The organism is Hymenobacter fastidiosus (assembly GCF_039539565.1).
GTDB lineage: Bacteria > Bacteroidota > Bacteroidia > Cytophagales > Hymenobacteraceae > Hymenobacter > Hymenobacter fastidiosus.
The window spans coordinates 51,004-73,951 of record NZ_BAABDJ010000009.1; the positions used below are offsets into that span (position 1 = coordinate 51,004).

Consider the following 22,948-nt stretch of genomic DNA (forward strand, 5'->3'; position numbering starts at 1 on the left):
CGGGCCTGCGCACTCTACGGGGTGAGCCGCCAGGGCCTGTACCAGCGCCGCCAGCGCCAGGGCCGGCAGGCCGTGCGGGCGGAGCAGGTGCTCGACCAGGTCCGGGCCGTGCGCACCAAGCTGCTGCGCCTGGGCACACGCAGGCTGCTGCACAAAATCGCCCCGCAGCCGCGCGTGCAGGGCGTGGCCCGCGGGTGCGCCGCCTTGTTCACCCTGTTGCGGCAGCGCCACCTGCTCGTGCCCAAAAAGCGCCGCTACACCAAGACCACCGATTCGCACCACCGCTTCCACAAGCACCCCAACCGGATCAAGGATGCCCCCAAACCTACGGCCCCGAACCAGCGGTGGGTCAGCGACACCACCTACCTGCCCACCCGCCAGGGCCCGGTCTGCCTGAGCCTGATCCCCGATGCCTGTTCCCGCCGCATCGTCGGCCACCACGTGCACGCCAGCCGGCACACGACCGGTTGCCTGGCCGCCCTGGACCGGGTTGTGCGCGGGGCGGGGCCGGCTACGAACGGGCTGATTCACCCCTCCGACCGGGGCAGCCAGTACTGTTCCGCCGCCTACCAGGCCGCCCTGCAAGCCGCCGGGCTGCGCCGCTGCTCGATGACCGATGGCTATGACGGCTGCCAGAACGCGCTGGCCGAACGGGTCAACGGTATCTTGAAAGACGAATTCCTCTTTGTGCTCCCCGACGACCTGGCCCAGGCCGCTTACTGGTGGACCAGGCCGTGTGTCTCTGCGGTGATGAGCGTAAGCGCTTGTTTATAAGCTATTTAACCCTAAGTCAAGTCCATCAGCAAGCAAAAAGCTCCGCCGGAAAATCCGAGCAGGGCCCTTGCCGTATTCCTGTCAACAGATAGCCGGACGAGACAGTGACAGCTCACTAACAACTAACAACTGACAACGAATGACTAACAACTTAAGCGGCACGTATGAGCGACCAGCAAGACCAGCCGTTTTCGTTTCTGCTTCGTGTCGGTTATGACCCTATCCTCGCTGCTGCGCTTTGCCAAACGTGCCTGGCAGCAACAGCGCAAGCTGCTGCTGGTGCTGGTGCTGGGGTTCATCGCCCCCTGGTTTGTCTTCATCAAGGTGGGCCAGGAAGTGTGGGAAGACCAGGGTTTTCCCGGCGACCAGGCCATTCTGCAGCTGCTGCACCGCTTCGGCAGCCCCGGCCAGGACGCCGTGGCCCTGTGGATGGCCCGGGCCGGCGGCACGTTCTGGACCCCGCTGGCAGAAGCCGCGGTGATAGTGGGCTTAGTGGTGGCCCGCCAGCACCGGAGGGCGCAGTTTTTCATCCTGTCGGTGGGCGGCGCGGCCTTGCTTAATCTGTTTGCCAAGTTCCTGCTGGCCCGTATCCGGCCAGCGCTCTGGGCATCCCTGGCTCCGGAAACTTCCTACAGTTTCCCCAGTGGGCACGCCATGGGGGCCGCGGCGCTGGCCCTCACGCTGGGCGTGCTGCTGTGGCCCACCCGGGGCCGCTGGGTAGCGGTGGTGCTGGGCACGGCCTGGGCGCTGCTCATGGGCTGGTCGCGCATGTACCTGGGGGTGCATTTTCCCTCTGATGTGCTGGCCGGCTGGTTCGGCTCTATCGGCTGGGTGGGGGGCGTGGCCCTGCTGTTTTCGCCCTACATTCGGGCGCTCCGGACCTGGAGCCGGGAGCAATGGCCCCGCCCGCAGCCTACTACCCCAGCACCCAAAGCGTGAGGGTGTGCTACTTCTGATAACCGGAATTATCCCGGCAATGCCGCCGGCGCAGGATCCAATGGTACTGTCGGCTGCTGCCGGCCCTCCCCGAATGCCAGCCGCAGCAGGCTGGGCAGCACGAGCAGCAGCAGGGGCAGGGCCAGCAGCAGCCCCCCAATTACGGCAATGGCCAGCGGCTGGTGCAGCTGGGCGCCCGCGCCGATGCCCAGCGCCAGGGGCAGCAGCGCGGCAATGGCGGCCAGGGCCGTCATCAGCTTGGGCCGCAGGCGGGCGGCAATGGCATAGCCAATGGCCTGCTCGACGGAGTTGCCCTCGGCGCGGTTCTCAAAAAACTGCTGCAACGTGAAAATGGCGTTTTCGCCGATGATGCCCACCACCATGATGAGGCCGGTGTAGGAGCCCACGTTCAGCGGAGTGTTGGTGAGAAACAGCGCCAGGCTGCCGCCGGCCGGGCCCAGCACGGCCACCAGCAGAATCAGCCCCGCCGCCTTCAGGTCCTTGAACAGGAACAGGCCCACGGCAAACACCAGCAGGCAGGCCGTGCCCAGGATGGTGAGCAGCTCCTGAAATGACTGCTGCTGCTCGGCGTAGGAGCCGCCGTACTGCAGGAAATAGCCGGGCGGCAGCGGCACCTGCTTTTCCAGCTTTTGCCGGATTTCCTGCATGGCGCTGCCCAAATCGCGGCCGTTGAGGCGGGCCGTCACGGCCGTCATGGCCTGCAGGTTTTCGCGCTCCAGCTCGGCGTCGCCGGCCGAGACGTGTACTGCGGCCAGCTCGTCGAGGCGGTGGCGCTGGCCGTTGGGCAGAAACACGGGCTGGGCCCGCAGCTGGGTGAGCGTGGCCTGGGCGGCTTGCGGGTAGCGCAGGCGGATGTTGAGCAGCTGCTCGCCTTCGAGCACCGTACCGCCCACGGTACCGGCCAGCTGGGTTTGCAGCTGGGTCTGGAAGTCGGTGGCCGTCAGCCCGAACTGGGCCAGGCGTTGGGCATCGGGGCGCACGTCCACGCCCGGGCCCAGGCGCACGATGCCGTCGAAAACGTCGGCCGTGCCGCCGGTTTTTTCCACCACGGCCGCCACCTGTTCGGCCAGGGCGTAGCGCCGGGGCGCATCGGGGCCGAACACCTTGATTTCGATGGGCTGCACGGTGCTCATCAAATCGCCGAGCATGTCGCCGATAACCTGGCCGAAGTCGATGGTGAGGGCCGGCTGGGTGGCCTCGATGCGCTGGCGCAGGTCGTCAATCACCTCCTCGGTGCTGCGCTGGCGGTCGGTTTTCAGCCGGATGAGGTAGTCGCCGCGGTTGGGCTCGGTGATGAAAAAGCCCATCTGGGTGCCGGTGCGGCGCGAGTAGCTGGCCACCTCGGGCACCCGCACAATCAGCTTTTCGGCCTGGCGCAGCATCCGGTCGGTTTCCTCCACGCTGGTGCCGGGCGGCGAGTTGTAGTCGAGCACGATGGCGCCCTCGTCCATCTCGGGCAAAAAGCCGGTGGCCAGCCGCGGGATGATAAACCATAGCGTAGCCACCAGCCCCAGAATACCCACCACGCTGTAGGCCGGGTGGCGGATAACCGAGCGCACCCATTTGGGGCTGTTCGCGGCTGATTTTGAGCTATCAGCTGTTAGCTGTTGGCTGTCAGCTTCCTCTTTGGTTCCTTCCTCCGACGGAGCATTAACAGCTAACAGCTTTGAGCTAAAAGCTTTACGAGACAGCAGCAGGTAAATCACCGGCAGACCCAGCCAGGCCACCAGGAAGGAGCACACCAACGCCACCACCATGGTCGTGGCCAGCACTTTGAAGTAGGCCCCGGCCACGCCGCCGAGCAGCGCAAACGGCAGAAAAATAACGATGGTACTCAGCGAGGAGCCTACCAGCGCGGGCAGCAGGTGGCCCACCGAGCGGCGCACCACTTCGCCGGGCGGGGCGTCGGGGTGCTCTTCGCCCACCTTGTGCAGCTGCTCGACCATCACCACGGCGTCGTCAATCATGAGGCCGATAGCGGCGGCTACTGCGCCCAGCGTCATGATGTTGAAGGAGTAATTCAGCCCGAAATACAGCACCGCGATGGTCATGGCCAGGGCAATGGGGATGGTGAGCAGGATGGTGAGCGTGGCCCGCCACGAGCGCAGAAACAGGGCCGTGACCACCAGCGCCAGCGCCAGGCCAATCCAGAGCGAGTCCTGCACCGAGCGCACCACTTCCGACACGAAATCGGCCTGGTCGTAGTAGGGCCGCAGCACCACGCCGCGGGGCAGCCCGGCCTGCAACGCCGCCACCTTGGCCTGCACGCCCCGCGACACCTGCACCACGTTGGCGTCGGGCTGGCGCAGCACCCCAATCAGCACCGCGTCGTGGCCGTTGGCATTCACGCGGGTGTATTCGGGCTGCTCGCCCACGCGCACGGTAGCCACGTCGGCCAGGCGCACGATGCGGCGGCCGTCGTTGCGGAGCACCACGTTTTCCAGGTCCGCTTTGGTGAGGATGGTGGCGTCGGTGACGGTGAGGTAGAGGCGGCGGTAGTCGCTGAGGTAGCCGTTGCTCTGCACGAAGTTGGTGCTGCCGAGCATGGCCGAAACGGCGGCCGGCGTGAGGCCCAGGGCCGCCAGCTGGTCGGGCAGCAGCTCGACCTGGTACTCTTTGGTGCGCCCGCCCTGCACCTGCACCGCCGACACGCCATCGACCTGCGAGAGAAAGGGCTTCACCGTGAACAGGGCCAGCTTGCGCAGCTCCAGCCCGGAGCGGCCGGGGGCTTCGAGGGTGTAGCCCAGCACCGGCAGAATGGCCGGGTTCATGCGCTCGACGCTGATTTGGGTGCCCGGCGGCAGGTCGCCCCGAATCTGGTTGAGGCGCGACTCCACGATTTGCTGGCTCTGCACCACGTCCACGCTCCAGTCGAAGTAAGCCGAGATTTCGCAGGAGCCCCGGCTGGTGGTCGAGCGCAGCAGCTTGAGGCCGGGCACCTGCTTCATGGCGTTTTCCAGGGGCTTGGTCACGGTCACCATCATACGGTCGACGGGTTGCAGGCCGTTGTCGGCAATGACTTTCACCTTGGGGAAAGTTACTTCCGGGAACAGCGCCACGTTGATGCGCCGGTACGCCAGCGTGCCCAGGGCCAGCACCAGGGCCAGCATCACCGCAATGGGCGCTTTATAGCGCTGAAAAACCGGGGTTTGCATGGGCATTATTTGCTGAGCTGCACGGCCGCCGTGTCGTCGAGGCCGTAGTTGCCGGTGAGCAGAATCCGGTCCTGGGGGCCGAAGCGCGGGCGCTGAATTTCCACCCGGTCGCCCTGCTCGGGGCCGCGCGCCACCGGCACCTTCACGGCGGTGGAGTCGTTGAGCAGGCGCATCACCCAGAATTGGGTCTGGGTTTCGTCGGTGAGCACGGCGGTGCGGGGCAGGGTGGGTGCCCGGCGGGGCGCCGTGCGGTCGAGCTCGACCTGCACGGCCAGGTTTTCGGGCAGCTCGGGCACCGGGCCGGTGGGGCGCACGGTGTAGCGCTGGGTTTGCAGGGCCGGGTCGGCGGTGGCCAGGGCCTCGGCCACGCGGCCGGGCAGGGTGCGCCCGTCGGGCAGCAGAATGCGGCAGCTTTGACCAGGGTGCACGAAGCGCAGCTGCGTCACGGGCACGTCGAGCAGGAAGCCGAAGCGGCTGCGGTCATACACCACGCCCAGCTGCTCGCCTTCCTGCACAAAGTCGCCAGCCAGCTTATCCACGGCGGACAGCACCCCGGCCCGGCCCGAGGGAATGGCAATGATGCCGCTGAATTTCAGGCGCGGGTCGCCGGTGAGCCGGTCGAGGTGCAGCACCCGGGACTCCTTGGTTTGCAGCCGGAATACGGTCTGGCCCGCGCGCACCGCCTGGCCCGGCACGGGAGTAGGTCCCAGCACGTAGCCCGTGGTGGTGGCCCGCAGAATATCCTTGGCCGGGTAGGCCGACAGGGCGCTCAGCCGCAGCACGTCGCGCAGGGTATCGGCCCGCACCTGGCCCACGGTGACCACGGCGCGGGGCGCGGCGGCCTCGGCCTCGTCGGTAGCCGGGGCGTCGCCCGACGACTGGCAGGCCGCCAGCAGCAGTGCCCCCGTGGCGCTGGTCAACAATCGAAACAGGAGTTGGGTCATGAACATCAGGCTATTGCTCGGCGAGGTAGTCGAGGGCGTAAAGGCTGCGCAGGCGGTCGGCTTCGGCCTGGGTGAGGCTGAACTGCAGAGTGCGGTAGCTGGTCAGCACGTTGAGGTAGTCAAGAATCAGGGTCTCACCGGTAGTCAGCTGCTGCCGGGAGGCGCCCACCAGGGCCCCGGCTACCCGCAGCTGCTCCCGGATGCGGGCCAGCAGGGCGTCGGCGGCGCGTACTTCGCTTTCCAGCTGCTGGTACTGCTGCCGCCGCTGCCCCGTCAGAAACCGGCGGTAGCCCCGGCGGGTCTGCTCGCTCAGGGCCAGGCGCTGGTACTGCAGCTGGCGCTGGTGTCCGTCGAAAATGGGTACTGTCAGCGTGAGGCCGCCGCTCACGCCCAGGCTGTGGGCCAGCAGCGTCGGGGTGTAGGCCGTGGCCTGCAGGCCCGCGTCGGCCACCAGCCCCACGCGGGGCCGGTAGAGCACGTCCACGGCGCGGCGGTCCAGCAGCAGGCGCAGGCTGTCGAGGGTGTACTGGCGCTGGGCCGGGGCCAGCTGGCCGGCCAGGGAGCGGTGGGCGGGTGCCGGCGGCTTTTCCAGGCTCACCAGCGCCGTGTCGGCCACGCCCACCAGCCCGCGCAGCGTGCCCAGCTCGCGGCGGTAGGCCAGCCGGCTTTGCTCCACGGCCACCTCCTGGGTGCGCACCGAGAGGTAAAAGCTCAGGTACTGCGTCTGCCGGAAAATGCCGGCCTCCACCAGCTTACGCAGCTGGCGGTCCTGCTGGCGCAGCTGGGTGAGCAGCTCCTGGCTGAAGGCCAGCTGGCTCTGGGCCGCGTAGGCGGTCAGGAACTGGTCCGTGACGGCGCGGCGCAAATCCAGGGCGTTGAGGCGGCCGGTGTTGCGCAGCACCTGGCCCTGGCTGGCCAGAATCCGGTAGTCGTTGGTGAGCTGGGCGCGGTTGAAAACCGGCTTGGTGGCCTGGGCCACGGCCACGTAGTTGCCGCCGTTGGTGATGGCCTGGTCGTAGCCCACCACGGCCTCGCCGCGGCGGTTGGTGAGGGAGGGGTAGAATACGGCCGCCCCGTTGCCGTTCACCTGGATGCCGTTCTGGGCCTTGCGGCGCAGGCTGTCGAGGCGGTTCTGACTTACCTGATTGGCCACATCGCGCAGCAGCGGACTATTCTGCCGGGCCAGCGCCACGAAGTCCGGGAGCCGGCGCGGGCTGGGCGGGAGGGACGCGGGGGCCGGGGGCTGGCTCAGCAGCACCGGGGGCTGCTGGGCCAGGGCCGTGGCGGCAGTCAATACCAGGCCGCCCCGCCGCCCAATCAACAGAAAGCAGGTGGCCCACCGGGCGAGCAGGAAACGAAAAGGACTCAAGGGCAGCAGGAAAAGGACCAGTTAACGCAACGCAAAAGTATTTTCTGATTCTGGGGAAATTCTGAGGTCCTTTAAGTAGTTCGATGAAATTGATTTTACAAAATGGCGGTCATGCTGAGCCTGTCGAAGCATCTCTACCGCTTCGTATGCGCTATTCAACGAAGCGGTAGAGATGCTTCGACAAGCTCAGCATGACGTTCTAAAATGGTAAAACAATTCCTTCAGACTACTTACTTAGAGCAGCGGGTAGCGCCATCAGAATTACTCCAGAATCATCCTGCTTCTTTGCCGCCTACGTCCCTCAGCCATGAAACTACTCCTTGTCGAAGACGAAGCAGACCTGCGCCAAACGCTCGTAGATTCTCTGCGCCAGGGTGGGTACGTGGTGGAAGTCGCGGCCACCTTCGCTCAGGCCTATGAGAAAATCAAGCTCTACCAGTACGACTGTGTGCTGGTGGATTTGACGCTGCCCGACGGCGACGGGCTGGACCTGGTGCGCGCCCTCAAGTCCGACGGCTCGCCGGCCGGGGTGCTGGTGCTCACCGCCCGCGACGGCCTCGACGACCGGGTGCAGGGCCTCGACCTGGGCGCCGACGACTACCTGGTCAAGCCCTTTCACCTCTCGGAGCTCAACGCCCGGCTGCGGGCGCTGCTGCGGCGGCGCCAGTTTCAGGGTCAGCACTACATCGTGTTCCGCGACCTGCTGGTGTGGCCCGACCAGGCCGAAGTGCTGGTGCGCGGCGAGCCCCTCCTGCTCACCCGCAAGGAGTACGACCTGCTGCTGTATTTTCTGGCTAACCCCGGCCGGGTGCTGACCAAGGAAGCCGTGGCCGAGCACCTGTGCGGCGACCAGGTGGACGCAGCCGACTCGTTCGACTTCATTTACACCCACATGAAAAACCTGCGTAAAAAGCTCCAGGAGAAAGGCGCCGACGACTACATCCGCACCCTGTACGGCGTGGGCTATAAGCTCAGCACCGAGTAGCACTTACCCCCATTTTTCTGCTGTATGAAGCTGCTCACGGCCACTACCCGCTACTATATCCGGCTTACGGTGGGCCTGTTCGTGCTGGCCAGCGGGCTGCTGTACCTGGGCTTCGACCGGGCCCTGCGCACCGAGGTGGAAGAGCTGCTGGTCAACCGCCAGCTGCACATCGAGAAGCAGGTGGCCCGCGGCCTGGCCCTGCCCGCGCCCGCGTTTGCCGATAACCTCGACCGCAGCCCGCGGCCCCGGCCGCTGGGCTTTTCCGACACCCTGCTGCTGGACCCGGTAGAAGGCGAAATGGTGCCCTACCGCCAGCTCACTTTCCGGCTGCCACTAGCAAGGACAGTTCGTACGCCGGAGTGGGTAACGCTGCGCAAGTCGCTCGTCGAAACCGACGATGTGCTGGCCGTGGTGCTGGGCGTGATGGTGGGGGCTCTGGCCCTTCTGCTCGGCGGCGTAGTGGCCATCAACTATTGGCTGGCCCTGCGCCTGTGGGCGCCTTTTCAGCACACGCTGGCCGCCCTGCGTTCCTACGATTTGCAGCGCCACCAGCCCCTGGGCCTGCCCATGCCCATCATCGACGAGTTTGGCGAGCTGAACCAGGCCCTGAACACCTTAAGTAAGCGCCTGGTGCGCGACTACGAGAGCCTGCGCCAGTTCACCGAAAACGCGGCCCACGAAACCCAGACCCCGCTGGCCATCATCCAGGCCAAGCTGGAACAGCTGCTGCAGGCCCCGGCGCTGCAGAACGACGAAGCCGCGGCCACCCTGCTGGGCGAGACCCTGAGCGCCACCCAGCGCCTCTCGCGCCTGCACCAGTCGCTGACCTTGCTCACCCGCCTCGAAAACCACCAGTTTGCCCCCGCCCAGGCCGTGCCCGTGCAGCTCGACCAGCTGTTGCGCGACCGGGTGGCCATGTTGGAACCCCTGCTCGAAGCCCGCCAGGTGCTGCTCACCCTGCACGCGGACCCGCCGCTGCCGGCGCTCATGCTACACCCTGGCCTGGCCGACTCGCTGCTGCAGAACCTGCTGCACAACGCCATCAAGCACAACCACCCCGGCGGCCGGGTGGACGTGCTACTCAACCGCCGGGTGTTGGAAATCAGCAACACCGGGCCGGCCTTAACGGCGGACCCGGCGCAGTTTTTCGAGCGGTTTCGCAAGCACAACGCCGCCTCCGACTCGCCGGGGCTGGGCTTGAGCATCGCCCAGCATATCTGCGCCTATTACGGCTTTGGCATTGAGTACGTCTTCACCCAAGCCGGTAACCGCCACACCCTGCGCGTGCAGTTTTGCTGAGCTTGGCTTTAGCCTTTGAACCTGTTTAGGGTTTCGGTTTTTTCGTCGTTTGTCATCCTTCATCTGGCGTACGCTTGCGAAGGACCTTCTCACGACTGCTCATTTTGGCCTAATTCCAAGTGGTACGGACGTGATAAGGTCCTTCGCTCCGCTCAGGATGACAGCTTTTTCGAAACCCTAAACAGCCTCATGGTAAGAAATATTGGGGGCGTGATTGGGGGCGTAAACTTAATAGTAAGTCGGTTTATGCGCCGTAGTGCATCAAACGCAAGAACCCCCGAAAAGTGCCTTTACTACGTAGTAGGCGACTTTTCGGGGGTTCCCGTAGCTAGTAAATGTACCCGGAGCCGGAATCGAACCGGCATATCTCTCGATATCGGTGTTTGAGACCGACGCGTCTACCAGTTCCGCCATCCGGGCCTGTCTCGCTCCTACAACTTCAGGAACGGGCTGCAAACTTAGCCAGACTTTCGCGGATGCGCAACAAGTAACGACGTTTCAGGTAGTAAGTTCTCACCTGCAGCAACGCCTGTGGGCGCACATCAGTCGGCAGGCCTGCGTAGCCAGCCAGTACTGGTGCAATACCAATATCGAGGGTGTCAGCAAGGGTAGTGACTTCATTATCAATGCGCAACATCGCGGATTGGTCAGCCTCGAACTCCAGCTCCATAAGTTGCTCGTTGAGGTCCATTACCTCCATTAAAAAGGCAGCTGGGAGCTCTTGCTTGCCTTCTTCCAGCAGGCCATGCTGGCTTAAAACGTAAGCCATCCGCTGGTCCGGGTTGGAAAGGGTGCGGTAAGCGTTGGTATTGAGCGTAGCTAACTGTAGGATTTCCTGTTGCCGCTCCGGTACGGCCGCGGCGTGAAAATCAGGGTGATACTCGCGACTGAGAGCGTAATATTTCTGCTTCAGCGCGAGTTCATCAGGCAGGAAGGTTTCGGGGAGACCGTAGAATTCGAAGTAGTTGGGCGTCATAGCGAGGTCGGCACTGGGGTAGGAAAAGGCGGCTTACCGCAAATTGAAGGAAGCATCAACCTGGTTTACGGAGAAAGCCAACACCGGGGCCGCAAATAAGGCCTTGGTGGCCGGCCAAACCTGCCCGAACAATTCTGAGCGCCGGTACGCGTTCAGCGCTTCCGCCGAGTCCCAGTGGCTGTGGGTGCAATACACGTGCGGCAGATCGGCATCCTGCCATAGTTCCAGGTGCTGGCAACCCGGCATCTGCCGGATCAGAGCCTCAGAGTCACGGAAAATCTTCAGAAAATCTGCCGTGCGGTCCGGCTGAAAAGTCATCCGCACGATTCGAATTACTATAGACATGAGGTGAAAAAGCAGTGTGAATGAAGGCCACCAATATGACTAATTCAATTTAACATAATATATAGATGATTGAAAAGTGTCCGTTTGCAGGTCGTAGGAGGGGGTTCATCCGGCTGCTCTTCTGCCTGAACCGAGGCTAAGCCGGGAAGCGAATATCGACCTGCGAATCGAAGTACAAACCCAGCAGCTCAGAAGCGTTGCCCTGATTTACGCCAATGCAAAGCCGGTCCTGGCTGTTGAAAATACACACCGCGTCGCCGGCGTCAGCCATTTGAAAATGCGCAACGATGTCGCGCACCGTTTCACGGCCAAAGTGGATGGTGCAGGACCGACCGCGGGCAATGACTTCCACGGCCGTGCGACTGATATTGGTGATGAGGTTACCATAATGATCCACGTGAATGACATGACCGGTGATGCGGTTGTCCTGCAGGCGTAGCTGACGGTTCATGAGCTGGTAAAGCTCCGTGGTAGGCTGGCCGATTTCTTCCAGGAGGCCACCCTGAGCTAAGTGGACGGCAACGGGGGCCAGCACATCACGGGTAGGCGAGGGCGTTGGGTCAGCCGTCAGCTTTACCATCTCTTCCGGCTGGCCATCGGTAAGCAGGGCCAGCAGGCCGTTGTTGGCCGCTACGAAATAGTGTCCGGCAAACTGCAGCGCGTGCCAACTTCCCCTGGTGCCGTGGTCGTTGACGCCCACCAGGTGAACCGTACCCATGGGAAAGTCACGAAACACGGCCTCGAGCACGTGCACGGCGTGAGCAATGTTGAAGGGCTCAATACCATGACTGATGTCGAGTACGGGCTGGGCGGGCGCCAGCTGCATAATCCGGGCTTTGACAGCTGCCACGTAGTGGTCGCGGTAGCCATAATCGGAGAGAAACGTAATCAACCCCATGCCGGAAATCCTCAGTTCTTCGTACTATTGTTTACCCCGTGTAAGGGCGGCAAAAGTAGGCTATTTGGCCGGATGGAACCAATGCCGGCTTTCCTGGTTCCATTTAAAATTCACTCCGCTAAAAACCACCCACAGTTTGGTCGAGAAAATCATCACGCTCGAAAACGTCTCTCTTGTCGACTTCCTCGGACCCGACAATCAGAACATTCGCCAGCTGGCGGCGGCCTTCCCCGGCAGCAAAATCATTTCGCGTGGCAACGAGATTAAAATTCAGGGACAAACGCCCATCATTGGCCGGATCAACGAAATTCTCTCGTCCCTGATTGAGCATTACCACCAGTTCGGACAAATCACCGACAAAACTGTCGCTGAGCACATTGCCGCCGCTGATGACGAGCAGCAGGAGCGCGTCATTGCCAGCACGCCACCCTCCGATGTAATCATCTTCGGGGCCAAAGGGGGGGTGATCAAGGCCAAGACTCCCAACCAGCAAAAGCTGGTAGATGCCGTGATGAAGTATGACCTGGTGTTCGCACTCGGTCCCGCGGGCACGGGTAAAACCTATGTTTCGGTAGCGCTGGCGGTACGGGCGCTCAAGAACAAAGAGGTTAAAAAGATTATCATTTCGCGCCCGGTAGTGGAAGCCGGGGAGAATCTGGGTTTTCTGCCGGGTGACATGAAAGAGAAGGTAGACCCCTACCTGCGGCCGATTTATGATGCGCTGGAAGACATGATTCCAGCTGAAAAACTGAAATTCTACCAGGAAAATAAAATCATCGAAATTGCTCCGCTGGCCTACATGCGTGGCCGGACGCTCAACAATGCTTTCGTACTGCTCGACGAGGCCCAGAATACCACCCCGTCGCAGCTGAAGATGTTCCTGACCCGCATGGGGCCCACCGCCAAAGTGATGGTGAACGGTGATCGGAGCCAGATTGACCTGCCCACCAAGCAGAAATCCGGGCTGATGCAGGCGCTGGACATTCTGAAAGACGTGCGGGGCATTGGCTTCGTGGAAATGACGGCCGAAGATGTGGTGCGTCACCGCTTGGTAAAGGAAATCGTGGTGGCTTACGACCGCTTCGATGAGCAAACCCAGCGGGACCAGGCTAACCGCCCGGTGCGCGAAGCCCGGCCGTACCGGCCCAATCCTACCGAAAAGCCCGATGCCGGCCTTCACCCCGATGCCCGGGCCGAAGATGATGGGATGAAGGAGCTACCGGTGAACCACGAGAATATTTAACCGCCGGCTTCTGCGCCCCTGACTGCTCTTGCTTCAACAAGTCCGAAGGCCTGTTTCCGCTTTGGAACAGGCCTTTGAAGCAGTGTCGGTACAGACTCTCGGGAATGTTTAACTGTTCTGCCTTGCAAGCCAATCAGGGTCACTTTCGACCTCTCCCAGCATCCGTTTCTATGATAGCTGTCCAGCATATTATTGAGCCAAACGATCTGAAGGCGGCGCTTGCCATCCGGCGAACGGTGTTCGTGGAAGGCCAGGGCGTACCTGCCGCCGCCGAATACGACGTGCACGACCGGACCGACGCCCGGCATTATCTGGCCCGCACTCCTGATGGCACGCCTTGTGGGGCTTCGCGCTGGCGTATCACCGAGAACGGGGTGAAGCTGGAGCGGTTTGCCGTACTGGAAGAATACCGCAATCAGGCTGTGGGGGCTGCCTTGCTGCAGCAAGTACTCGACGATGTACGAGCGGCTTATCCGGATGCCACCGTGTATCTGAATGCTCAGTTACGGGCCATTCCATTCTACGAGCGGCACGGGTTCGGGAAAGTCGGCGAGCAGTTTACGGAGTGTGATATCGAGCACGTTAAAATGGAGTTACGCCGCTTGCAGTAGGCCAATCTGACGGCGGGCAAAAAAATAAAGCCTTCTTCTCTGACCGGGGAGAAGGCTTTGTTGCTCGTCTGGTACCAGCCTGCTACCAGAATACAGCCCGCTTGGCGCCTCAGGAGTGCCATTGCGGCGAAACCGCCAAGGTATTCCATTACTCGCAGCAGGAGGGCTGAAATTCGATGGCTATGGTTATTGTAGTTTATTACTGGTTTTATTCCGGATTTTTAGCAGTTTACACTATCCTTTATTTCTGGGAATGACTGGTCTGCAAGCAACCCCAAGCTATGATTCACTGGGCTCCCATTGCGTTTGTGCGACTGCTGCTGGCTCTGATAGCCGGGATTATCCTCTACTTCTATTGCGGCAGTAGTCTGCCGGATCTGCGCGGGCTCTTCGCGGGCAGTGTCGGGTTATTTGTGCTGGTACAACGTTGGTCCGGCCGTCAGTTCACGCCTGGCTCAACGGATGCCACTGGCCTGCTGGCCCTGGCTGTGTTGGCGCTGGCGGGCCTCACCATCACCCAGCAGGCTACCGAGTTGCGTCAGCCCGCGCACCTGGGGCAGGTACGTACTTCCATCGAGTTTTACCGGGCCGTGGTGGACGACTATACCGTAACGCGGCCAGCTACTTTTGCCACCACTGTGCGGGTTTCGGCCGTGCGCGTAGCCGGCAAGTGGCAGCCCGCCCTGGGTGGTATTCGCGTGTCAGTGCCGCGCGATTTGGGGGTGTCGGCACCGCAGTATGGCGACGTATGGCTGGTACGGGGCGGCCCGACGCTGAGCAAAGGGCCGCTCAATCCCGGCGAATTCGATTACCGCCGCTACCTGCAGTATCATCAGGTGTACCATCAGCAGTTTATTCACGTCGATCAGTACCGCCGGATTGACTTCCGGCCCCCCAATTATCTGAAAGCCGTGAGTATGCGGGCGGCGCGGATACTGGACGGGGTATTCCGGCAATACGTACGGGCCAAACGCGAATACGCGCTGGCATCGGCGCTGGTGCTGGGTATCAAAGACGAGATTGATCAGGATACCAAGCAGGCCTATGCTAATACCGGCACCACCCACATCATGGCCGTTTCGGGCCTGCAGGTGGGGTTGCTGTTTGGGGCCGTGACGTGGCTGCTCGGATTGCTGCCGGGCCGACGGGGCCGGCTATTCCGCTGCACCACTGCTGTTCTGGGCCTGGCCGTGATCTGGGCCTATGCTTTTCTGACGGGCTTGTCCGCTTCCGTATTGCGGGCGGCGGTGATGTTCAGCTTCATTATTCTGGCGCGCGCCACCGGCCGCCAAAGCTCCATGTACAATACCCTGGCGGTGGCTGCCTTTGCCCTGCTGTGCTACGATCCGTATCTGCTGGCTGATGTAGGCTTTCAGCTTTCGTTTCTGGCCGTGCTGAGCATTGTGTATCTGCAGCCGCGCATCGCGGCAATAGTTGACATTCAGGCGCAAGCGGCAACCCGCCGCCAGCCCTGGCAGCCCAAAGCCGTGCAGCGGCTATGGCTCGCCGCGGGGTGGATGGGCGATAAGGTGTGGCAGGCCACGGCACTTTCTCTGGCCGCACAGGTAGCTACGTTTCCGCTCGGGCTTTTCTACTTTCACCAGTTTCCCCTCAGCTTTCTGGCGTCGAACTTAGTGGCTGTCCCAATTTCATCGGGCGCGGTATACCTGGGCTTAACTTTACTGGTCGCCAAAGGCCTGGTCGCTGGTGCGGGCGGCCTGGCACCACCCGCCGTGCAAAAATGGCTGGACTACCTGCCCCAAACCCTGGCCTGGGCGTTCGAAACGTTGATCCGCTGGTTCAATGACTACATCTTCTGGATTGGGCGGCAAGCGCCGGGCGCGCTGATTGCGGGCATTCACGTCACTACCCTGCAGGTGTGGCTGCTGGGCGCCATCATTCTGGCGGTGCTCACGTTTCTGGCCGTCCGGAAGCTGGTATGGCTGGGCATAGTCTGTACCCTGGGAGCCGGGTATAGCGGCAGCCGCGTATGGGCCGCCCGCGTTCTGTCAGCCGACGAGCAGTTTATCGTGTATAGTGTTCCCCGCCGTTCCGTGGTGGGCTTCTGGCGCGGCGCGGCCGCTCACATCGTCACCCTCGATTCGTTGCCATTGTCCGAAAAGGAGCGCACCTACCGCATCATGCCGGGGATTATTCAGCGCGAAGCCCGGCGCGTGCGCTACCATGTAGGGTGGTCCCAGGCCCCCGTGCCCACGCGTCAGGCGTTGCCGGCCGTGCTGCTGGTGGTATGGCGCCGCCAGCGCCTGGCTTTCGTTTCGGGCCGGGTAGACGGGGCCCGCCGGCCCCAGGCCGTGGAGGCCGTGGTGCTACGGCGCAATGCCCGCGTAACTCCGGCCGAGCTGGCGGCCATATTCGGGAAGACGGCACCCGTAGTTTTCGACTCTTCCTGCAAGTCGTGGTACGTAGCGCGGCAGGATTCCGCGCTGAGGGCAGCAGGGTTTCGCACCCATGATGTAACCACTCGGGGAGCGTTCGTCGGGCGATGGCCGCGGCTTGAGGGGCCGGAAACCTGGCCTCAGCGAAACCGAATTGCCCGGCCCCTCGATATATAGTTTAGACTGTTCCCGAATAAGCAATAATGAAAAAAGAACGTCATGCTTCATCTGGCGTCCGCGCAGCCGAAGCATCTCTACCGCATTAGTAATCAATGCTACAGCAACAAAGCGGTAGAGATGCTTCGACTGCGCGGACGCCAGATGAAGCATGACCGCTGAACTTGCGCTTTTCTGTATTTAGGAACAAGTCTTTTCTTTAGCGCATCATTTTTGTTAGGTTTGGCTGAAGCCCTGACCTAAACTTTCGCCCCGGCCTGGTGTCTTACCGCCAATTGCCGCCCGAAAGATCCCCTCCGCCTTTTGCTACGACTGTCATGGATAATATGCCCACTCAGGAGCTGGAAGCCCTTCGCTACATTCGCTACGAGGCCCGCGACGCCATTGGTTACATCACCCTCAACCGCCCCGAAAAGCGTAATGCCCTGAGCTTTGACGTGGTGTCGGAGCTGAAACAGGCATTTGAGTTTGCCGAGGAAGATGAAACCTGCAAAGTCGTCGTACTGCGCGCTGAAGGTCCGGCATTCTGCGCCGGGGCTGATTTGGGCTACATCCAGGAACTACAGGGCTTCGGCTACACCGATAACCTAGCTGACTCCACCCACCTGATGCAGCTGTTCCACCAGATTTATACCCTTAAAAAGGTGGTGATCGGACAGGTACAGGGCCACGCGCTGGCTGGGGGCTGTGGACTGGCTACGGTCTGCGACTTCGCCTTTGCCGTGCCGGAGGCTAAATTTGGCTATACGGAGGTTAAAATCGGCTTCCTGCCCGCTATCGTAAGCGTATTTTTGTTGCGCAAAATCGGGGAAGCCCGCACCAAGCAGTTGCTGCTCACCGGCGACATCATATCGGCTCAGGCTGCTGCCGATTTCGGACTGGTGAATTTTCTGGTTTCTAAAGAGGAGCTGGCCGGGAAAGTATATGAATTTGCCCGCCGTTTGTGCGTTGAGAACTCCGGTCAGAGTATGGAGCTAACCAAGGAAATGCTGGCCCGCATTCCTGAAATGCCCCTGGAAGATAGTCTGCGCTATGCCGCTCAGATGAATGCCGAAGCCCGCGGCTCGGTGGATTGCCGCCGCGGCATCGCCGCCTTCCTCAATAAAGAGAAAATTACCTGGAACTGACCAGTCCTGGTTCCAGGCAGTTCCGGCCCGCAATCGGAGCAGTCGGCTGACCTTTTTCCCAGGTTTTTAACCTTTTTTCCAGAATCCGGTTAGCCCCTTATGACAACGTTGGCAGCTGTAACCGTGACTACGGCCACTTTTCTGGGGATGGAGTTTGTAGCGTGGTTCATGCACCGGTTTGTGCTGCATGGGGCGCTGTGGTTTCTGCATCGCTCGCATCATGTGCGGCATCCGCATCATTTTGAGCGCAACGACTTCTTTTTTCTGTTTTATGGAGCGTTGTCGATGCTCTGTATCATTTACGGGGCCCCCGGGAAAGACTGGCGTTTCTGGGTCGGCATTGGTATTGCCGCCTACGGCAGTGTGTATTTTTTCGTACACGACGTATTGATTCACGGCCGACTACGCTTCTGGCGTAAGTCGGGCAACACCTACTTACGGGCCCTGAACATGGCCCATAAAATGCACCACAAGACCACCAGCCGCGATGGCTCCGAGGAATTTGGCATGTTGTGGGTATCGCCACGTTATTTCTGGCTGGCTCTTCGCAGGCCCGCGCCCAAGGACCGCCGGCGTCTATCTTCATCCAATTCGTAGCACCCGGTATTGTGGGACAGTTTTCAATCAGTGACCTGGAAAATCTTTCCGGCATAAAGGCGCATACCATTCGCATGTGGGAGCAACGCTACGGCATTTTAAATCCGGAGCGCACGTCAACGAACATCCGATTATACCGCGACGACGATCTACGCCGCCTGCTCAATCTGGCGGTACTCTGCGGCCAGGGGCACCGGATTTCCAAAGTTGCCAAGCTTAGTGAACAGGAATTAGCAACAGCTGTTATTTCCTGCTCTGATGATGCGCACGACTACCCCCGGCAGGTGAATGCCCTGCTGGCTGCTATGCTGGAACTGGACGAGCCCCGTCTACATCAGCTACTCAGCGATGCCGTCCGGCAACTGGGGTTCGAGGAGGCTATCATGCGCGTGGTTTACCCCTTTCTGCAACGTATTGGGCTGCTGTGGCAAACGGGTAGCGTGAATCCGGCGCAGGAACACCTGGTAACTAATATTCTGCGGCAGAAAATGATGGCCGCCACTGATGCTTTGCAGCCAGTGCAACCCGCCAAAGCCCGGCGCTGGGTCTTATTTCTGCCCGAAGGGGAAATGCACGAGCTGGCCTTGCTGTTTATGAACTATGCGCTGCGGGCCCGGGCTCACCACGTGCTGTACCTGGGCCAGAACCTGCCTACCCGGGAATTGCCCGCCGTGTGCGGTTCTTATCAACCATACGCCGTGTGCACCGTCCTGACGGCAGTACCGGAGCGAGGCCAGGTACAGGCCTTTGTTGATGAGTTGGCCCAGCTTTGTCCCGATACCGCCCTGGTGTTGTATGGGCCGCTGATTCAGGCCCAGGCCAACCTGACCATTCCGCCCCAGGCGATGCTGCCATATCTGATGACGGATTTCCTGGCGCTGGTAGATAAACTCGATCCACGGGCGGAATAGTAATTTTTTTTTTGGCCAGTAGAAACTGATTATCCCGCTGTCCGGTGGCGCCGGACTTTTGCGTCCTTACTGTTTCGTGTTCCGTTCATCGGGCAAAATATCGGGTTCGTCTCCCGGAATACGAGCCAAGCCGAATTTGTCCACCAAAGCCGGGCTGACGCGAGGGGGCCGCATACCTTGCCGGCATATTGATGTACCAACATGTAAAGAGGGCAGGACCAGGATTATTTCATCTCCGGGCTATTCGATTTGTGATTCTCCTCGTATATTTGTTTAACCATCTGCCACGAAAAGCTAAACAGTATGACCTCTTTGGAATTCACCGATCAAGTACAAAAGATTTCCTACTCTCTGAAGCCCGTAGCGATGAACCTGACGCGCGATGCCGACGATGCCAAGGATCTGGTGCAGGAAACCTTGCTCAAAGCCATGCTGAACAAAGACAAGTTCAAGGCGGGGACCAATCTGAAGGCCTGGTTGTACACCATCATGCGCAACACCTTCATCAACAACTACAACAAGATCACCAAGCGCAATAGCAATATTGACAGCACGGAGTACTTTCAGTACTTCAATACCGACGAAAACTACATTACCCACAACGGGGCTACCTCCGACTTCGTAGTAACCGACATCAACGAAGCCATTGCCAGCCTTTCGGCCGACTACCGGACGCCTTTCATGATGTACTACATTGGATATAAGTACCTTGAAATAGCGGAGAAGCTGCAGATTCCGATTGGTACCGTCAAAAACCGCATTCATATTGCCCGCAAGGAGCTTAAGGATGCGCTGAAGGTCTATGCCCCCGGCGTGTAGGGAATAGGGAGAGAGTACAACTTCCGCCCCGGGCGTAGAGCGGGCCGCGAATGACGCAACTGCAAGGTTGGGCCACTCGCGGCCCGCTTTTTTAGTGGCCGGGCCCAGCGGTGGAACCCGAAACAATTCTATGACCGCGGCGGATTGTAGCTTGCAGTCTCTAACCTCAACACCTCTCTTGACTACTACTACCAAACACGTCCTCGTTATCGGTGCGGGCTTTGCCGGATTGTCAGCGGCCACATCCTTAGCCCAGCGTGGCTACCGCGTTACGGTGCTGGAAAAGAATGAGGGTCCGGGGGGCCGGGCCCGGGTGTTCCGGGCCGCCGGATTCACCTTCGATATGGGTCCGAGCTGGTACTGGATGCCCGGCGTGTTTGAACAGTACTTTGCCCGCTTCGGCAAAAAAGTAGCCGACTATTACGACCTGGTGCGGCTGGATCCATCGTATCAGGTTATTTTTCCGGGCGACGACGCGGTGAATATTCCCGCCGGGATGGCCGACATCCGTCGGCTGTTCGAAAGTATTGAGCCCGGTAGCGCCACCCAGCTGGATGAGTTTCTGCGCCAGGCCCAATACAAATACGAGGTTGGAATCAACAAATTCGTACACATGCCCGGCCGTTCTCTGCTGGAGTTTGCCGACCCGCGCCTGCTGGTAGATGCCGTGCGGCTCGATGTTTTGCAGAGCATGCACAAGCACGTGCGCCGCTTTTTCAAACACCCCAAGCTACTCCAACTGGTAGAGTTTCCGATTCTGTTCCTTGGGGCCACCTCCGAAAACACGCCGGCGCTGTACTCGTTGATGAATTATGCTGATCTGGCCCTGGGCACCTGGTATCCGAAAGGGGGGATGCATAAGATTGTGGAAGGCATGGTCCGGCTGGCCCAGGAACAAGGGGTGACGCTGGAATACAACCAGGAAGTGCAGGAAATACGGGTGGAAAATGGCCGGGCCACCGGGGTGCAGACGGCCGCCGGCTTTCATGCGGCCGATGTAGTCATTGCCGGGGCCGACTATCACCACGCCGAGCAGCAGTTGCTGCGGCCGGAATGGCGGCATTACGACGAAGCCTATTGGAATAAGCGTACCATGGCTCCCTCGTCGCTGCTGTTTTATCTGGGCGTAAATAAGCGGCTGCCTAAGCTGCAGCACCACAATCTGTTTTTCGACGAAGATTTTGAGCTGCACGCCCACGAGATTTATGAGCAGCCCCAGTGGCCGAGTAAGCCGCTGTTCTACGTCTCGGCCCCTTCCCAAACGGACGCTACGGTAGCTCCCGCCGGCAGCGAAAACCTGTTTCTGCTCATGCCCGTGGCCCCGGACCTCGCGGATCCGGAAGAAACCCGGGAACGGTACTACCACCAGATGATGGACCGGCTGGAGCGTCACGTGGGCGAGAATATCCGCGACTCCGTGGTGTTCAAGCGCAGCTACGCTCACCGCGACTTCGTGGCCGATTACCACAGCTACAAGGGCAATGCCTACGGACTGGCCAACACCTTACGGCAGACCGCTATTCTGAAGCCCACGCTTAAGAGTAAAAAAGTCAGCAACTTGTACTTCACCGGCCAGCTTACCGTCCCGGGTCCCGGGGTCCCGCCTTCCTTAATTTCGGGGCAGGTCGTGGCGAAGGAAGTGGAGAAGGAGAACAGAATTAGTAATTAATAATTAAGAATTAAGAATTGGTAAGACGGAAGGCCACCAGCCCGGGCTGGGGGAATTCTTAATTGCTAATTCTTAATTATTAATTCGAAGAAATGGACCACATTGCTCTTTTCGACCAGACTAGCCTGGCGTGCAGTAAGCTGATTACCAAAAGCTACAGCACGTCGTTCACGCTGGGTATCCGCACGCTCGACCCCCGGTTTCACCTGCCCGTGTACGCCGTCTATGGCTTCGTGCGCTGGGCCGATGAAATTGTAGACACGTTTCACGACCGGGACAAGACCGCGTTGTTTGCTGAGTTCCGCCGGCAGACTGCGGAGGCGTTGGAAACCGGCTTCAGTCTGAGCCCGGTACTGCATTCGTTCCAGCTCATGGTACGGCGCTATGGCATCGACCGGGAGTTCATCGAGGCCTTCCTGAAGAGTATGGAAATGGATCTGGAAGACCGCAGCTACCACCAGTCTATGTATGAGGAATACATTTATGGCTCGGCTGAGGTTGTCGGGCTGATGTGTCTGCGTATTTTCTGCGAAGGTGACGCGGCCTTATTCGCGAAGCTGCGCGAGCCGGCCCGGCGGCTGGGCTCCGCTTTTCAGAAGGTGAATTTCCTGCGCGACATCCAGTCGGATTACGAAGAACGCGGCCGTGTGTACTTTCCCGGGGTGCAGTACGAGCGGTTCGACGACGCAGTGAAGCGCGATATTGAGGCCGATATCCGGGCCGATTTTGAAGCGGGCTACGCGGGCATCGTTCAGCTGCCCCGCGCTGCGCGGCTGGGCGTGTATCTGGCTTACGTGTATTACCTGAAGCTTTTTCACAAAATCAGGCAGCTGCCCGCGGTACGGATTTTAGGTGAGCGGGTGCGCGTGCCCGACAATACCAAGCTGCTTTTACTGATGGGTTCGTATTTTCGTTATCGCCTTCGGGCTATCTGACCACGAACTCTGCCCCCGTGAAGCTGACTATTCGCCCTTCACTTCTTGCCTTCGTCTGCCTGCTGCCCCTCACCGTATTGAAGACCACGCCTGGCCCGGCGCACCCATTTTTAATTGTTAATTCTCAATTCTTAACTAGCAAAATGCCCTACTCTATTGCCAATCTGCGCCGCCAGTACCAGGACGCCGCCGCCGACAAGCAGGCGGGCGAGAAATTCTATCAGCTTATGGCGGCCTATACTCAGCAGGATGCGGTGGTACTGGCCTATAAAGCGGCGGCGGAGGCTATCCGGGCCCGCGATGCTTCTATGTTCGACAAGCTGACGTACGTGCAGAATGCCAGCAAGCAGTTCGACCAGGCCGTGCAGCGCGATGCGGCCAATGCGGAAATCCGGTTTCTGCGGCTGAGCGTGGAAAGTAACTTACCCTCGTTTCTGGGTCTGAGTCAGCACGTGGAAGAAGACCGGCAGTTCCTGGTCAAGACCTTGCTGGCCCATCCCCGGTCCGGCCTCGATGCCGAATCGTTCGGGCTGGTGCGCGCCTTCATGATAGAGCGTGGTCACGTTAGCGAAGAGGAGGCGCGTAAACTGGATGCCCCGGCGGGCTAGCCGGTCGTTTCAAAACGGCGCCGGCAGGGCCTGAATGCAAGGCTTTGGCCGCGGCCTGGAAGACTGCTTTGGTGAGTTGAACCGTAGGCATCTGAAATTGCGTAACTTCTGCCGCCGCAGGCAGGCAGATAACATTCCGTCGACTATTGTGGT

The 22,948-nt window shown here is 60.6% G+C and carries 20 protein-coding genes and 1 tRNA gene; 14 read left to right on the plus strand and 7 right to left on the minus strand.

Annotated elements, in window-relative coordinates; genetic code table 11:
* The first annotated feature begins 21 nt into the window (after window positions 1-21).
* Complete coding sequence (locus tag ABD833_RS07810; RefSeq protein ID WP_345072137.1) at window positions 22-774, plus strand: IS3 family transposase; 753 nt, start codon at window positions 22-24, stop codon at window positions 772-774.
* Between the two features lie 213 nt (window positions 775-987).
* Entirely contained in the window at window positions 988-1,713 is a 726-nt protein-coding gene (locus ABD833_RS07815) for a phosphatase PAP2 family protein (RefSeq protein WP_345072138.1), read from the plus strand.
* A gap of 26 nt (window positions 1,714-1,739) precedes the next feature.
* Here ABD833_RS07815 and ABD833_RS07820 read toward each other — a convergent pair whose 3' ends face one another.
* From ABD833_RS07820 to ABD833_RS07830, 3 genes are read right to left on the minus strand one after another with little or no spacing between them, the layout of a single operon-like run.
* The gene (locus tag ABD833_RS07820) at window positions 1,740-4,886 is read right to left on the minus strand and encodes an efflux RND transporter permease subunit (RefSeq protein ID WP_345072139.1); all 3,147 of its coding nucleotides are present in this window, start codon (window positions 4,884-4,886) and stop codon (window positions 1,740-1,742) included.
* 5 nt (window positions 4,887-4,891) lie between these two features.
* Window positions 4,892-5,830, minus strand: a complete 939-nt coding sequence (locus ABD833_RS07825; protein WP_345072140.1) for an efflux RND transporter periplasmic adaptor subunit — start codon at window positions 5,828-5,830, stop codon at window positions 4,892-4,894.
* A gap of 10 nt (window positions 5,831-5,840) precedes the next feature.
* Complete coding sequence (locus ABD833_RS07830; RefSeq protein WP_345072141.1) at window positions 5,841-7,199, minus strand: TolC family protein; 1,359 nt, start codon at window positions 7,197-7,199, stop codon at window positions 5,841-5,843.
* A 307-nt stretch (window positions 7,200-7,506) separates the two neighbouring features.
* Here ABD833_RS07830 and ABD833_RS07835 point away from each other — a divergent pair, with 307 nt between their 5' ends.
* Complete coding sequence (locus ABD833_RS07835) at window positions 7,507-8,184, plus strand: response regulator transcription factor (protein WP_345072142.1); 678 nt, start codon at window positions 7,507-7,509, stop codon at window positions 8,182-8,184.
* Between the two features lie 24 nt (window positions 8,185-8,208).
* The gene (locus ABD833_RS07840; protein WP_345072144.1) at window positions 8,209-9,483 is read left to right on the plus strand and encodes a sensor histidine kinase; all 1,275 of its coding nucleotides are present in this window, start codon (window positions 8,209-8,211) and stop codon (window positions 9,481-9,483) included.
* 338 nt (window positions 9,484-9,821) lie between these two features.
* Here the strand turns inward: ABD833_RS07840 and ABD833_RS07845 are convergent.
* From ABD833_RS07845 to ABD833_RS07860, 4 genes are all read right to left on the minus strand, one after another.
* Window positions 9,822-9,903: transfer RNA gene (locus ABD833_RS07845), tRNA-Leu, on the minus strand.
* Window positions 9,904-9,922: 19 nt separating this feature from the next.
* On the minus strand, window positions 9,923-10,459 hold the full coding sequence (gene hscB, locus ABD833_RS07850; protein WP_345072146.1) for a Fe-S protein assembly co-chaperone HscB: 537 nt from the start codon (window positions 10,457-10,459) through the stop codon (window positions 9,923-9,925).
* Between the two features lie 33 nt (window positions 10,460-10,492).
* A complete protein-coding gene (locus ABD833_RS07855) occupies window positions 10,493-10,804 on the minus strand; it encodes a putative quinol monooxygenase (RefSeq protein ID WP_425553589.1) in 312 nt (103 codons plus the stop codon).
* A gap of 136 nt (window positions 10,805-10,940) precedes the next feature.
* Entirely contained in the window at window positions 10,941-11,702 is a 762-nt protein-coding gene (locus ABD833_RS07860) for an SAM hydrolase/SAM-dependent halogenase family protein (RefSeq protein ID WP_345072147.1), read from the minus strand.
* 136 nt (window positions 11,703-11,838) lie between these two features.
* On the opposite strand from ABD833_RS07860, the gene ABD833_RS07865 reads away from it, so the two are divergent.
* The 10 genes from ABD833_RS07865 (at window position 11,839) to ABD833_RS07910 (ending at window position 22,795) form a co-directional block, all read left to right on the plus strand.
* Window positions 11,839-12,945, plus strand: a complete 1,107-nt coding sequence (locus ABD833_RS07865; RefSeq protein WP_345072148.1) for a PhoH family protein — start codon at window positions 11,839-11,841, stop codon at window positions 12,943-12,945.
* A gap of 170 nt (window positions 12,946-13,115) precedes the next feature.
* Entirely contained in the window at window positions 13,116-13,556 is a 441-nt protein-coding gene (locus tag ABD833_RS07870; RefSeq protein WP_345072150.1) for a GNAT family N-acetyltransferase, read from the plus strand.
* Window positions 13,557-13,837: 281 nt separating this feature from the next.
* Window positions 13,838-16,129: a ComEC/Rec2 family competence protein gene (locus tag ABD833_RS07875; protein WP_345072151.1), complete on the plus strand. Its 2,292-nt coding sequence runs from the start codon at window positions 13,838-13,840 to the stop codon at window positions 16,127-16,129.
* Window positions 16,130-16,446: 317 nt separating this feature from the next.
* Complete coding sequence (locus ABD833_RS07880; protein WP_345072153.1) at window positions 16,447-17,256, plus strand: enoyl-CoA hydratase/isomerase family protein; 810 nt, start codon at window positions 16,447-16,449, stop codon at window positions 17,254-17,256.
* Window positions 17,257-17,379: 123 nt separating this feature from the next.
* Window positions 17,380-17,853 (plus strand): sterol desaturase family protein, encoded by a 474-nt coding sequence (locus ABD833_RS07885; RefSeq protein ID WP_345072154.1) that lies wholly within the window; start codon window positions 17,380-17,382, stop codon window positions 17,851-17,853.
* An 11-nt stretch (window positions 17,854-17,864) separates the two neighbouring features.
* Window positions 17,865-18,764 carry a MerR family transcriptional regulator gene (locus tag ABD833_RS07890; RefSeq protein ID WP_345072155.1) on the plus strand — a complete coding sequence of 300 codons (900 nt, stop codon included), beginning with the start codon at window positions 17,865-17,867 and terminating at the stop codon, window positions 18,762-18,764.
* Between the two features lie 303 nt (window positions 18,765-19,067).
* A complete protein-coding gene (locus tag ABD833_RS07895) occupies window positions 19,068-19,583 on the plus strand; it encodes a sigma-70 family RNA polymerase sigma factor (protein WP_129921141.1) in 516 nt (171 codons plus the stop codon).
* 178 nt (window positions 19,584-19,761) lie between these two features.
* Window positions 19,762-21,252 (plus strand): phytoene desaturase family protein, encoded by a 1,491-nt coding sequence (locus ABD833_RS07900; RefSeq protein WP_345072156.1) that lies wholly within the window; start codon window positions 19,762-19,764, stop codon window positions 21,250-21,252.
* A gap of 92 nt (window positions 21,253-21,344) precedes the next feature.
* Window positions 21,345-22,187: a phytoene/squalene synthase family protein gene (locus ABD833_RS07905; protein WP_345072157.1), complete on the plus strand. Its 843-nt coding sequence runs from the start codon at window positions 21,345-21,347 to the stop codon at window positions 22,185-22,187.
* Between the two features lie 143 nt (window positions 22,188-22,330).
* Window positions 22,331-22,795: a hypothetical protein gene (locus tag ABD833_RS07910; protein WP_345072158.1), complete on the plus strand. Its 465-nt coding sequence runs from the start codon at window positions 22,331-22,333 to the stop codon at window positions 22,793-22,795.
* The last annotated feature ends 153 nt before the right edge of the window (window positions 22,796-22,948 follow it).